The organism is Rahnella sp. Larv3_ips, assembly GCF_003697865.1.
GTDB lineage: Bacteria > Pseudomonadota > Gammaproteobacteria > Enterobacterales > Enterobacteriaceae > Rahnella > Rahnella rivi.
Genome location: NZ_MJIB01000004.1, coordinates 21,301 through 34,953 on the forward strand (window position 1 = coordinate 21,301; position 13,653 = coordinate 34,953).

10 protein-coding genes are annotated in these 13,653 nt (G+C 54.2%); 5 read left to right on the forward strand and 5 right to left on the reverse strand.

Annotated elements, in window-relative coordinates:
• Nucleotides 1-248: 248 nt before the first annotated feature.
• Nucleotides 249-1,553, forward strand: coding sequence for a PAS domain-containing methyl-accepting chemotaxis protein (locus ED901_RS25575; RefSeq protein WP_122094638.1), 1,305 nt, complete (start codon nt 249-251; stop codon nt 1,551-1,553).
• A 140-nt stretch (nt 1,554-1,693) separates the two neighbouring features.
• Here the strand turns inward: ED901_RS25575 and ybiO are convergent, their stop codons facing one another.
• The 5 genes from ybiO to ED901_RS02615 all read right to left on the reverse strand — a co-directional run bounded on the left by ybiO (nt 1,694) and on the right by ED901_RS02615 (nt 7,131).
• Nucleotides 1,694-3,892 carry a mechanosensitive channel protein gene (ybiO, locus tag ED901_RS02590; RefSeq protein WP_240993863.1) on the reverse strand — a complete coding sequence of 733 codons (2,199 nt, stop codon included), beginning with the start codon at nt 3,890-3,892 and terminating at the stop codon, nt 1,694-1,696.
• Nucleotides 3,893-4,212: 320 nt separating this feature from the next.
• Complete coding sequence (glnQ, locus tag ED901_RS02595; protein WP_056782351.1) at nt 4,213-4,935, reverse strand: glutamine ABC transporter ATP-binding protein GlnQ; 723 nt, start codon at nt 4,933-4,935, stop codon at nt 4,213-4,215.
• On the reverse strand, nt 4,932-5,591 hold the full coding sequence (gene glnP / locus ED901_RS02600; RefSeq protein WP_013574682.1) for a glutamine ABC transporter permease GlnP: 660 nt from the start codon (nt 5,589-5,591) through the stop codon (nt 4,932-4,934). Before glnP ends, glnQ begins: the two co-directional genes overlap by 4 nt.
• Nucleotides 5,592-5,701: 110 nt before the next feature.
• Nucleotides 5,702-6,445, reverse strand: a complete 744-nt coding sequence (gene glnH / locus ED901_RS02605) for a glutamine ABC transporter substrate-binding protein GlnH (protein ID WP_056782352.1) — start codon at nt 6,443-6,445, stop codon at nt 5,702-5,704.
• A 419-nt stretch (nt 6,446-6,864) separates the two neighbouring features.
• The gene (locus ED901_RS02615; protein ID WP_056782354.1) at nt 6,865-7,131 is read right to left on the reverse strand and encodes a DksA/TraR family C4-type zinc finger protein; all 267 of its coding nucleotides are present in this window, start codon (nt 7,129-7,131) and stop codon (nt 6,865-6,867) included.
• Between the two features lie 489 nt (nt 7,132-7,620).
• Between ED901_RS02615 and ED901_RS02620 the strand changes: the two genes are divergently transcribed.
• The 4 genes from ED901_RS02620 to ED901_RS02635 all read left to right on the forward strand — a co-directional run bounded on the left by ED901_RS02620 (nt 7,621) and on the right by ED901_RS02635 (nt 13,647).
• The gene (locus tag ED901_RS02620; protein WP_240993888.1) at nt 7,621-8,607 is read left to right on the forward strand and encodes a KpsF/GutQ family sugar-phosphate isomerase; all 987 of its coding nucleotides are present in this window, start codon (nt 7,621-7,623) and stop codon (nt 8,605-8,607) included.
• Between the two features lie 106 nt (nt 8,608-8,713).
• Nucleotides 8,714-9,877 carry a capsule biosynthesis protein gene (locus ED901_RS02625; protein WP_122094644.1) on the forward strand — a complete coding sequence of 388 codons (1,164 nt, stop codon included), beginning with the start codon at nt 8,714-8,716 and terminating at the stop codon, nt 9,875-9,877.
• Between the two features lie 54 nt (nt 9,878-9,931).
• Complete coding sequence (locus tag ED901_RS02630; protein ID WP_056782355.1) at nt 9,932-11,608, forward strand: polysaccharide biosynthesis/export family protein; 1,677 nt, start codon at nt 9,932-9,934, stop codon at nt 11,606-11,608.
• Complete coding sequence (locus tag ED901_RS02635) at nt 11,608-13,647, forward strand: capsular polysaccharide biosynthesis protein (protein ID WP_122094646.1); 2,040 nt, start codon at nt 11,608-11,610, stop codon at nt 13,645-13,647. The genes ED901_RS02630 and ED901_RS02635 overlap by 1 nt, the downstream gene beginning before the upstream one ends.
• Nucleotides 13,648-13,653: the final 6 nt, after the last annotated feature.

Here is a 13,653-nt window from a genome sequence, read left to right on the forward strand (position 1 = left end):
GGATTAAATTATGCTTAATTCACTATAAAAAAAGCTTATTCGTTTTCACTGTAATCATTATTTGCCTTATTTGTTTATCACAGCATTGTTGATTGTGTTTTCCTGCCTGCAACCCACCCAGGGGTCAGACTACGGTTTCGCTGTTTATTGGTTTCAACGCTAATAACCCGCGGGATGTAGCACGTGTTTATTTCAATTAATTGCGGTCACGCATTAATTCACGTTATCAGCCACAGGGTGTCTGTCCTATGCAATTATTTTCTCATCAGTTTAGTACGGCATGGCGTGAAAAATTCTCTGCGATCCAGCAGGCGGTTCCGATGATAGCTTTCACGCCAGACGGCGTGGTGCTTGAGGTGAACGATCTGTTTCTTAAGGGAATGGGCTACAGCAGACAGGAAGTCGTAGGCCAGCCACACCGGATGTTTTGTACGCCGGAGTTTGTCGTCAGCGATGCCTATCGTTTGCACTGGGAAGGTTTACGGCAAGGGAAATCCATCAGCGGGAATATTAAACGGGTGCATAAGAATGGCAGCATTCTCTGGCTTGAAGCGACCTATGTACCGGTGAGAAATAAACAAGGTAAAGTCACTGAAATAATTAAAATTGCCAGTGACGTCTCTGAACGGGTGAATGAATCTCACGAACATCACGGTATTTATCAGGCGCTCGAACGTTCGATGGCGCTCATCACCTTTACCCCTGACGGTCACGTCATTTCTGCAAACAATAACTTTCTGAAAGTCATGGGGTATTCCCTTCAGCAGATTCAGGGCCATTCCCACGGTATGTTTTGTTTACCACACTATCGTGATTCCCATGAATACCGTAATCACTGGCAGCGCCTGAAAAACGGCGAATTTATTCTGGGGCGTTTTGAGCGCATGAATGGCCGGGGGCAGAGTATCTGGCTGGAAGCGAGTTACAACCCGGTGATGGATGACGACGGCAAAGTGCTTAAAGTGGTTAAAATCGCTCAGGATATTACCTGCCAGATGGACCAGCAGCGGCAGCAGGAAAGCATGATGACGCACGTCCACGCGTTGTCGCTGACCACCGATAAAACCGCCGCCGAGGGTGTCACTATCGTCCAGCAGGCGGTCGAAGACATGCAGGAGGTCGAGGCGTTAGCGCGCCGGACCTCAGACATCATCGGCCAGCTCGGCCAGACATCAGAACGCATTGGTGAAATGGTCGATACCATCCGCCGTATCTCCTCCCAGACAAATTTACTGGCGATCAACGCCACCATCGAAGCCGCGCACGCCGGTGAACAGGGCAGGGGATTCGCCGTGGTCGCCGGTGAAGTGCGCTCGCTTGCCGATCAGTCCCGCAAAGCCGCGGTTGAGATTGACCAGCTGACGCAACACATCCGCGAAGGCGTCATGGCGGCCATTGACGGCATGGGTAACTGCGTCAACCGCGCAGGCGGCGGCGTCACACTCAGCCGTAACGCAGGGGAAGTCATCAATCAGGTCAATCTGGGGATGCAGGATCTGGTGCGGATGATGGCGGAGTTTTCGGTGATCGCGGGCGAGCGGACCAGACAGTAAAGCGGGGAGCCGGACCGGTTTTGCCATTTTTGGGAAATGCCGGTTCCTGAGTCACAGCGATCCCTTTCCCCGTTTCGGCGCGAATGGCCAGGGATCGCTGCAATTAAAAATCGAAATACTCCCGGTCATTATTCAAGCTACTATGGCGCGATACCCGCATTGATCCCAGGCTGCGGTACGTCTCCATTATAAATCTGTACTGCCTGCTTGGGCATTTCGATCCCCGCCTCAGCAAAGTGATTCTTCACCAGCCGGTCAAGCGCGTACTGCACCGTCCATTGTTCCAGCGCTTTGGTGCGCACCAGCACCCGCAGGGTGAAGAACTGATCTCCTAATCCCACCACGCCCTGATAGGTTGGCTCGCCAAGCAGCAGCGGTTTGATGGCTTCATCCTGTTGCAGGGCTTCGACCGCTTTGCGCAGCACGGCGTTGGCCGCATCCACATCTTCCTCGCGGCTGACATTATAGCTGGCGCGATACACCCCAAACTCGCGTTCATAATTTGAAAGCGTGGTGATCGAAGAATAGGGCACGATGTGATAGACGCCGTAAATATCGCGCAGGCCAATCGAGCGGATCGTCATGCGCTCGACGGTGCCACTGATGCCCATCACCGTGACGTATTCCCCGGTATTCATGCCGTTTTCGAACTGGATGAAAATACCGGTGATCACATCTTTAACCAGCGTCTGGGCACCAAAGCTGACCGCCAGACCGAGCGCACCCGCACCGGCCAGCAACGGCGCGATGTTCAGCCCGACCTGCGACAGCATGATCATAATGGTGATAGTACAAATCACGATAGCCAGCACGTTGCGAAACAGCGTCAGCAGCGTGCGCTCACGGGCGCTGGGACGCGCACCGTTGCTGAGTTCCTGCGCCAGTCGGTGCTCAATCACGCTCGCCAGCAGCGTCCAGGCGACAATGGCAAAGCACAGAATAAACAGCATGTGGCCCAGCCCGCTTATCACTTTCTCGCCAGTTTCCGTCATAAACCATTTGTTCAGATTGAAAATCTGCCAGGCATCAAGCAGTGAGAGCGTTACGCTCAGGACCACCAGCACGCGGATGATTTTCAGACCTGCCGGAATGTAAGAGTTAATCCGCTTTTGCAGCAGCGGATAACGGCGGTTGACGTCATCAGGCAGGGTGATCCGGCGGCTGATCCAGCGCGAGAGCAGGCCGGAGATCAGCGCGCCAAGGCCGATGATCACCAGACTTTTGATGGTCGCTGCCATCATAAACCGCAGGCTGCCGGCAAAATCAAACTGTGAGAGGAAGAACAGCACGACGAAATAACTGACGGCCAGCAAATGCCAGACATGGCCGAGCGCGCGCAGGATGACGCTGAAGAACGCCATTGACCGCTCAGCCAGCTGATTAAATTCATGGTGGATGGTGCGGCGGTTATGCAGGATCAGCCAGCTGGCGTAAACCGTCAGCGCCAGCATCACCACAAAATTGACCACGGCGGCGGTGGTGTAATTGATTTGTGTGGCGACGACCGGCACGCCCACCATCAGCGCATACCCGATCAGGCCGCTGACCCACGCCAGACGGGTGTTCCAGTAACGGGCGGTAACGTCTGCCAGCGGGAAAGGGCGCAGGTAGCTGAAACCGGGGGAAAAAATCAGGCGCAAAACCGCTTTAAAGAATTCTATTACCGCGAACGCGCTGAGAAATAGTGCCTGCAACCGGGCGATCAGCGGGCTGCCGCCGTTGACGTATTGCGCAAACAGGTTACCGGCAGCAACGGTCAGCAGCAAAATACCCAGATCGACGGCGAACGCGCCCAGGATGCTGGCGGGCAACTTGTACCAGTGCGTTTCCCGCATCCGCGCATGATTTCCCCAGCGGCCAAGGCGCAGATAGAGCGGCCCGATTAACCGGCGGATCAGGTGGAAGAAAGCAAAAGTCACTGCCACGGTCAGCAGAAAATAACCGACCGCCGGGAAGAAACGGGCCGGGTTAAAGTGGCGTTCCGGCCCTGAATTGATGGTGTCTTTCAGCGTCTGAACGCGCTTCATGATCCCGGACGCTGTCTGCTGGGTGGTATCGACCAGCTGATCAATCAGCGACAACTGTTCAGCCTGCGGTGGCGTATTTTCGCTGGCCGTTTTAGCCGCCTGCGGGGCTGTGCGGGCAGCGTCACGCAGATGGGTAATCAGTTCGGCGCGGGCTTTATCATCCTGAAGAATATCGGCCAGTGCGGCGTATGAGGCTTTTTGCTGATCTGCCGCAGCGGGTTTCTCCTCAGCCGCGTGGCTGAAAGCGCTGAACATGGCGAGGGTGATAAACAGCAAAACCGAAAATAGATGTGTCTGGATGCGGTGAGCCAACGGAGTCCTGTCGTTATGCGGCATTGTTCCTCTCTCAAAATGGCGGTTAATGGGGGTGTGGCAGCCCTAAGGGTAAAACAAGAGTGACCGTATTGTAGATAATTTGTGGCAAAACGTTGTGGGGTGACGTGCCATAGGCGGGTAACCGGAGCATAGCCAGCAAGCGACAGCGCGGAGTAAAAAGCGAGGGGGAATCCAAAAGGGGAAAAGCTTTTCCCCCTTCGGGCGGTTCGGCGCAGCGCGTTAAGTGATCAGCGCACCTGAGAAACCGACATCATTGCGGTCAGCGTTAAAAGCCGCGCTTGCCGCGGCCTTTGGCATCAGGAAACGTGTTGCAGGAACTCGCGCAGACGTTCGCTCGGCGGGTTATTAACCAGATCGGCGGGTTTCCCGTCTTCCGCAATACGGCCTTTATCGATGAAGATCAGACGTGATGCCACTTTTTCGGCGAAGCCGACTTCGTGAGTCACGATGACCATCGTCATGCCTTCGTCAGCCAGTTGCTTCATCACGGTCAGCACTTCATGACGCAGTTCCGGATCGAGCGCAGAGGTCGGCTCATCAAACAGCATCAGTTTAGGTTTGACCGCCAGCGCACGGGCAATCGCCACACGCTGTTGCTGACCACCGGAGAGCTCGGAAGGGTAGTGATGCGCGCGCTCGGACAGACCGACTTTCGCCAGCAGTTCTTTCGCCAGTTTATTGGCTTCTTCTTTCGACGCACCACGTACGCGGATCGGGCCGAAGGCCACGTTTTCCAGCGCGGTCATGTGCGGGAACAGATAGAACTGCTGGAACACCATGCCGGCTTCCTGACGGATCAGGCGTTCATCGACTTTCGGATCATTCACTTTCAGGCCATCAACGATCAAATCGCCGGAGGTGATCTCTTCCAGCTTATTGATGCAGCGCAGCAAGGTAGATTTGCCGGAGCCGGACGGCCCGATAATCACCACCACTTCACCCTGAGAAATGTTCAGATCGATGTCGTGGAGCACCTGGGTTTTGCCAAAGTGTTTTGAGACGTTCTTGAATTCAATCATATAATTTTCAGTTTGCGTTCTAAGCGGCGCAGAACAAAGCTCAGAGCCAGCGTAATGATCAGATAGATAACGGCAACCGCACTCCAGATTTCCATGGCGCGGAAGTTACCGGCGATGATTTCCTGGCCCTGACGGGTCAGCTCGGCGACACCGATGACGATAAACAGTGACGTATCTTTGATACTCACAATCCACTGGTTACCCAGCGGTGGCAACATGCGGCGCAGCGCCAGCGGCATGATGATGTAACGCAGGGTCGCACGACGGGACAGACCCAGCGCCAGACCGGCTTCGCGAAAACCATTGTGGATAGACAACACCGCGCCACGCGTAATTTCAGCGATATAGGCACCGGAGTTAATGATGATGGTCACCACCGCGGCGCTGAACGGGTCGATACGCAGATCGGGAACCATCATCGGCAGGGCGAAGTAAATAAACATTACCTGTACGACAATAGGCGTACCGCGAATGAGCTCGATAAATACCAGTGCGACGTTGCTGCTAAACCAGCCACCAAACGCGCGGGCAAAACCCGCAATCACACCAATAATCAGACCGCCAACCAGACCGAGGACCGAGATCCACAATGTCATCTTGGCGCCTTCGAGCAGGATAGGCAGAGCGGGCCAAATTACGCTCCAGTCAAACTGCATGGATTATCTCCTGGTCAAACAACTTACTGCGCCTGCGCGGAATAAATCCCGGCAGGCGCATAATATCAAGTCAGCTTTCTCTAAAAGGGAACGACTTAAATGAACAACGCTTATTTAGGTTCGGTATCGAACCATTTTTTATAGATGGCGGCGTAGGTACCATTCTCTTTGATGGTTTTCAGCGCGGCGTTGGCTTTCTCACGCAGTTCGCTGCCCTGAGGGAAAGCGATACCGTATTGCTGGCCAGCCAGTGAATCGCCAACCGCTTTGAACTGACCTTTACCGGCCGTTTTGATGAAGTACAGGATGTTCGGGGTGTCATGCATCACCGCATCCGCACGGCCTGTACCCAGTTCCATGTAAGCGCTGTCGATGTTCGGGAACTGACGCAGATCTTTGGTCTGTACGTTGGCTTTCATGTAATCCACGGAGCTGGTGCCGCTTTTCACTGCCACGGTTTTGCCTTTCAGATCAGCCACGCTTTTGATGGCGTCGTTGTTGCTTTTGACCATGACCATCAGACCGCTGTTGTAATAGCCGTCAGAGAAGTCGATGGCTTTCTTGCGCTCAGGCGTGATGGTGATACCCGCCAGCGCCAGATCGATGTTGTGTGTTTGCAGGGCAGGGATGATGCCGCCGAAGTCCATTGGTTTCAGTTCATAAGAGACTTTCATCTCTTTGGCGACCGCGTCCCACAGGTCGATATCGAAGCCGACGTATTTGTCACCTTGTTTGAATTCAAACGGGACAAACGCTGTGTCAGTAGCAACGATCAGTTTTTTGTCTGCTGCGTGTGAGCTTACGGCAAAGGCCAGAGTCAACGCGGCCAGGGAAACTTTTAAGAGTGACTTCATCAGTGAATTTCCTTTGTACATATTATGGGAACGATCTTATGTTACGACGCTTCACTGCAATATTCATGCCAAAGTTCATGCATGCTAAAATTCAATGGCTTAACGGCGTGCTGAACCGTTCAAGCAAAAAATTTAACATGGGGCGCACTGTGATGGTGCATTGTTACACTTTGCAATGTTCTCTCGTGGTGCAGCGCTTTATCATTAACCAGATGTTGTCTTTTAAACAATCATTAATTAACAACTACGCCGCGCAAATGATAACTCGCTCTAACTTTTGCGGAACGAAAACAAAACCTGTGCTCAATTTTGAAGCAGATGTAAAGAGGAGGAACCGGATATTCACCTGCGAAATGACTTTTATTGAACCATAATGGTGCAATGGGTCATAAGCATAAAAGAGGAGGGAGGAGGAGGCGTTAACGAAGCTGACTGTCTTTACTGCCGCGACGATTATACCCGGCGTGATCCTGCTGTTTTTTATCCAGCGCGGCCTGGCAGGTGACACAATATTGCACGCCCTTAAGCGCCTTTCTGCGCGCCAGTGGAATAGGCTCACCACATTCGTGGCAGAACTCCGCACTTTCACCCTGGCCGAGTGACTGACGTGCGCGATCAACAGCATCATTCACCGTGGAATCTATCTGATCTTGTACTGCGCCATCTTGCGCCCATCCGCTTGCCATAAAACCTCACAATATGTCTGTCTTTATGATTAAGAATAATCCATGTTGATTGATTCTTCGCCGCCTCTGTCTTTGTCATATACAAATAACTATTTGTTATATAACAATCTATTGAAAACCCGATGTGTCTTAGCCTTCATTGAGTATAGTCGGGATTTTGATAAGAAAACTCCGATACAGTTTGTGTTATATCGTGCTGTATGTTAAAAAATGCATCAATTGAATGAATGTGTTTCGATTGTTTATAGTTCGCGTGAATTTGTATATTTTTTCGCTAATGTGTAACTTTTTCAGCCAGCTGAAAACTCACTTTACCGGCGCTGATTTCCGGTCACTCCTCATTCAATTTCTCATACTGCGACGCAGTAGCGACCGGCCAGACCATGAAATGGACTTCTTCAGGGCACATTTTACTTGCTCGGCTAACCATAATGAGTAACCACTTTGGCGTGGCGTCTGAGTGTGTCTTACCCCAATCAGGGCATTAATGTGGCAGATAATCAGGTAGTTGGCGGCACCACGGGCGCGTCTGTACAACCCGGTCTGATTGACTCAGTGCGCAGTACGCTTTCTGAACAGGCTGATGCGCTGCATCACCTTTCTTCGCATCTCGACAGCGGGCAATATCAGACAGCCCTCCGGCTTATCATTGAATGCCAGGGTCACGTCATTTTGTCCGGTATGGGCAAATCCGGCCACGTGGGCAGAAAGATCTCCGCGACGCTGGCTTCCACCGGTACACCAAGCTTCTTTATTCATCCCGCCGAAGCCTTTCATGGCGATCTCGGCATGATCACCCCGTACGACTTGCTGATCCTCATTTCAGCCAGCGGGGAAACGGATGAAATCCTGAAATTAATTCCGTCACTGCGCCAGTTCGGTAATCGCATTATTGCGATCACCAATCACAACGCGTCGACGCTGGCAAAACATGCCGACGCCACGCTGGAACTGATGATGGAAAGCGAAAGCTGCCCGAACAATCTGGCACCGACCACCTCGACCACGCTGACTATGGCAATTGGCGACGCGCTGGCTGTGGCTTTGATCCGTCAGCGTAAATTCTTGCCTACCGATTTCGCCCGTTACCATCCGGGAGGTTCTCTCGGCCGCCGTCTGCTCACCCGCGTGTCAGATGTGATGCTGCCGGTTGTGCCGACCGTCCGTGAAGATACCGGATTCCGTCAGGTGATTTCTGCCATCACCTGCGGGTGTCAGGGCATGGTGGCGGTAAACAATCAGCAACAGCAACTGACGGGCATCATTACTGACGGGGATTTACGCCGGTATATGGAAAAAAGCACCCAGCTCGAGAGTGCCTGTGCTGCCGACATGATGACCCGTTCGCCGCTGACGTTACCGGCGGACATGATGATCACCGATGCCGAAACGCTGATGCAAAAGCACCGCGTTTCCGTGCTGCTGGTGACAGATAAAGAAAACAACGTGGCGGGTCTGGTTCGTATTTTCGACTGAAAACATTGCGCACCGTGATCTGATTGCAGGGGAAAGACACGCAGGATCACGGTACTTTTAATAAAGCACGATGTTAAAAACGTGCGATTTGTCATGATGATAAGAAATGTTTATTGAAAAACTGAAGTCTGCATGGCCCGGCGAACACATTGCCAGGGTTCGTCGATCACCTTTTCTGAGTATGGCAACGCTCAATCAGAATCTGGGCAAAATCATCATCGGCCTGCCAATGGCCTTGCTGATCGTCTATCTGCTTATTTTCAGCCATCCGCGCTATCTCAGCGAATCAACGGTTGCGATCAAAAGTTCTAATGACATCAGCGGCAGCAGCCTGAATGTCGGTCTGCTGCTGGGTGCCGCCAATCCGAGCACCGCAGAAGACGCGATGTACCTGAAAGAGTATATCAATTCCCCCGATATGCTCGCGGTGCTCGATAAACAACTGAATTTCCACGAAGTCTTTGGTCAGAGCGGTCTGGATTTCTTCTACCATCTGCCGAAAGATGCCACGCGTGAGCAATTCCTCAATTATTACCGCGACCGTATCGCCGTCACCTACGACGATAAAACCGGCCTGCTGACCATCGGAACGCAGGGTTTTACCCCTGAATTTGCCGAGCAGTTCAACAAAGCGGTACTGAAAGAATCCGAGCGTTTCATCAACGAAATCTCGCACAAAATTGCGCGCGATCAGCAGGCGTTCGCCGAAAACGAAATGCTGCAGGCGCGGGCACGCCTGAACACCAGCAAAACTCAGTTACTCGCGTACCAGAACCAGAACAACATTCTGGATCCGGAAGCGCAGGCCATCGCGGCCACGACGCTGGTGAACACGCTGGTCGGTCAGAAAATCCAGATGGAAGCGGAGCTGCGTAACTTACTGACTTATCTGCGTGAAGACGCGCCGCAGGTGATCAGCGCGCAGAACGCCATTACCTCGCTGGGCAAACAGATTGATCAGGAAAAAAGCAAAATCACCGCGCCGGACGGCCACAAGCTCAACAGCATGGCGGTGGATTTTGAAGAGATTAAAGCCAAAGTTCAGTTTGATACCGATCTCTACAAGCTCACGCTGACCTCTATCGAAAAGACCCGCGTCGAAGCGGCGAGAAAACTCAAAGTGCTGTCGGTGATCAGTTCCCCGCAGCTGCCGCAAGAGTCCAAATTCCCAAATACGCCTTACATGATCGCGAGCTGGCTGCTGATTTGCTGCCTGCTGTTCGGCACCGTCAAATTATTGCTGGCGGTCATTGATGACCATAAAGATTAACGCGGTTTGTTCCGCTATCCCTTTTAGCCTGAAGAATCGCACACAGAGCTTGTTATGAAATTATTGAAGTCCGTTTTGATTTTGCTCGCCTGCCAGTTTACGCAGGCACATGCCATCGGGATTAATGCCGATCCTGAGATGACCGGCGCTGCGCCGTTGCCTGCATTTTTGTCCGGCCAGACTCAGCAAACCGGTTCTGACAGCGGTTTCGACGATACTCCGCGTCCGGCGGTTCAGGCCGTCATGAGCCGTATGTTTGGCGCACAGCTCTTCACCGGCGGCGCCGCGGCAGACAACGCCGCCAGCATCGGTTTCAACCCGAACTACATTATCGGGCTGGGCGATCAGGTGCAGATCCGCCTGTGGGGCGCGTTCAACTTTGATGGCGCACTGACCGTCGATCCGAAAGGCAATATCTTCCTGCCTAACGTCGGCCCGCTGAAAGTGGCAGGGATTTCGAACAGCCAGCTGAACAGCGTGATCACCACCAAAGTGAAACAGGTTTATCAGGCAAACGTGAATGTGTACGCCTCGCTGTTGCAGGCGCAGCCGGTGAAAGTGTTTGTGACCGGTTATGTCACCAACCCCGGCCTTTACGGCGGCGTAGCCTCTGACTCCCTGCTCTCGTACCTGAGCAAAGCCGGTGGCGTAGATACCGAGCGCGGCAGCTACGTGGACATCGTGGTTAAGCACAACGATCGCGTGCGTTCACGCATCAATTTGTATGACTTCCTGCTCAACGGCGATCTGCGCCTCTCGCAGTTCTCTGATGGCGACACCATTGTGGTCGGGCCGCGTCAGCATACCTTCAGCGTGGATGGCGACGTCTTCAACAGCTATGACTTTGAATTTCGTGACAGCACGATCCCGGTCAGCGAAGCCCTGAGCTGGGCTCGCCCGAAACCGGGCGCGACGCACATGACCATTATCCGCCAGCAGGGCAGCATGAAGCGCAGCGAGTATTACCCGCTGAGCTCGGCACCGGGCCGGTCATTGCAGGACGGCGACAAGCTGATCATCAGTTCGGACCGCTACGCCGGTACGATTCAGGTTCGCATCGAAGGTGCGCATTCCGGCGAGCACGCGGTGGTGCTGCCTTACGGCGCAACCATGAGCCAGCTGTTGCCAAAAATTCGTACCAACAGCATGTCGCAGATTAACGCCATCCAGCTGTACCGCCGTTCTGTCGCCCTGCGTCAGAAAGAGATGCTGGATCTGACATTGCAGAAACTCGAAGAAGCTTCACTTTCCGCGCAGTCTTCGACTCAGGAAGAGGCCCGTTTGCGTACTCAGGAAGCCCAGCTGGTCAGCCGCTTTGTCAATAAAGCGCGTCAGGTGGTGCCGAAAGGCGAAGTGGTGCTCAGCGAAGACAACCTTAATCAGGTGATCCTGGAAGATGGCGACGTCATCAATATTCCGGAGAAAACCTCGCTGGTCATGATCCACGGCGAAGTGCTGTTCCCGAATGCGGTGAGCTGGCAGAAAGGCCTCAGCCCGGAAGATTACATCGAGAAAGTGGGGGGCTTTACCCAAAAATCCGGCAATTCGAAAGTCATCCTGATCAGACAAAACGGCGAAGCGGTGAATGCCGAAGACGTCAAAACGCTGCAACCGGGCGACGAGCTGATGGTGCTGCCGAAGTATGAGTCGAAGAACATCGAAGTCACCCGTGGCATTTCGACCATTCTTTACCAGCTGGCCGTGGCCGCGAAAGTGGTGCTGACCCTGTAATGCTGGGGATTTTTTCTGGCGGTATCTACCGGATCCCGCATCTGACGGCGTTTCTCGGCGAGCCTTGCTTCAAGGTGTCGCTGGTGCGGCCGCTGCCGGATGACATCACGCGGATTGCGGTCTGGGGCTATCGCCCGAGCGGCACCAAAGCGGTGGCGCTGGCAGAGAAAAAAGGCCTGCCGGTGCTGCGCCTCGAAGACGGTTTTATCCGCTCGCTGGGGTTAGGGGTGACCGGTTCGCCGCCGCTCTCCATGGTGCTGGACAGCGAAGGCATGTATTACGACGCTTCGCGCCCCAGTTCGCTTGAAGGGCTGATTCATCAGCACGAAGACAATCAGTTACTGCATGACGATGCGCGCCAGGCGATGCAGATGATCGTCAGCGGGGATTTATCGAAATACAACCAGGCACCGGCGTGCACGCTCACGTCACCATCGCAGGGCGCGGTGCTGGTGGTGGATCAGACCTTTGGCGATATGGCCGTGGTGTACGGCAACGCCGGGGCGGAACAGTTCGACAGCATGTTACAGGCCGCAATGGCGGAGAACCCGGAAGCGGAGATTTGGGTGAAAATTCATCCCGACGTGCTTCAGGGAAAAAAATCAGGCTATTTCAGCCAGATAGCGCAACTGGCGAAGCAGAACCCGCGTATCAGACTGCTGGCGATGGATGTCAGCCCGCAGTCGCTGCTGCGCCGGGTGAGCCGCGTTTATGTGGTGACGTCGAATTACGGTTTTGAAGCGCTGATGGCCGGTAAGCCGGTCAGCGTATTTGGTCAACCGTGGTACGCAGGATGGGGGCTGACCGACGACCGCCACGCGCAGTCGCCATCCCTCAGCGCGCGACGCGGCAGTGCCACTCTGGAAGATTTGTTCAGCGCGGCCTGCCTGCGCTACACGCGGTATATCAATCCGGCAGACGGCAAACGCGGCACATTGTTTGACGTCCTCAGCTGGCTGATGATGCAACGACAGCATCACCAGCAGCGCGCAGGACGTTTATGGTCGCCGGGGCTGACGCTGTGGAAGCGCACGATTTTGACGCCGTTTCTGCGCACCACCGGCAACAAGGTGAATTTCAGTAAGCGCTTCGCCGGTGAGTCTGCCTGCGTGGTGTGGGGCATTAAAGGTGAGGCTCGCTGGCAAAGTGCCGCTGCGCAACATCAGCTGCCGCAGTGGCGTATGGAAGACGGTTTTCTGCGCTCCGCCGGGCTGGGCTCAGATCTGCATCCGCCGCTTTCGCTGGTGCTGGATAAAACGGGCATCTACTACGATGCCACGCGCCCGAGCGATCTGGAGCATCTGCTCAGCCAAAGCCACCTGACGGCGTATCAGCAACAACGCGCCGCGGCGCTGCGCCACCGGCTGGTTGCCAGCAAAGTCAGTAAATATAACCTCGGCGCAGCGTTCACGCTGCCCGCCGACGCCGCCGGAAAGACGGTGATTCTGGTTCCGGGGCAGGTGGAAGATGACGCCTCGATCCTGACCGGCACGCTGTCGGTTTGCACCAACGGCGGGCTGTTACGGGCTGTGCGCGAACGCCATCCGGATGCCTACATCATTTATAAACCGCACCCGGATGTTCTGGTGGGGAACCGGCAGGGGCAGATCCCCGCCGAAGATGTCAGCCGCTGGGCAGACAGTCAGGCATTAGACGCCGACATTATTCAATGCATTCAGGCCGCCGACGAGCTGCATACGCTGACCTCGTTGTCGGGATTTGAAGCCTTATTGCACGGTAAAAAAGTGGTGTGTTACGGCATGCCTTTTTATGCCGGATGGGGGCTGACGCAGGATGAACACAGGTGTTCACGCCGTACGCGCCGCCTCACGTTAGACGATGTGGTTTATCAGGCGCTGATTGCCTACCCGTCGTATATCCACCCGCACAGTCGGGAGCCCATTTTAGCGGAGCAGGCGGTTGAACTTCTTGCTGCAACGCCGAGGGCAGAGTTGCAATTCACACGAGTTAAAGCGGGCAGGATAGTCCGGTATTACAGAAAATTGCTCATGCTGATTCGCGTGACCTTTTCCCGATGAATCAGA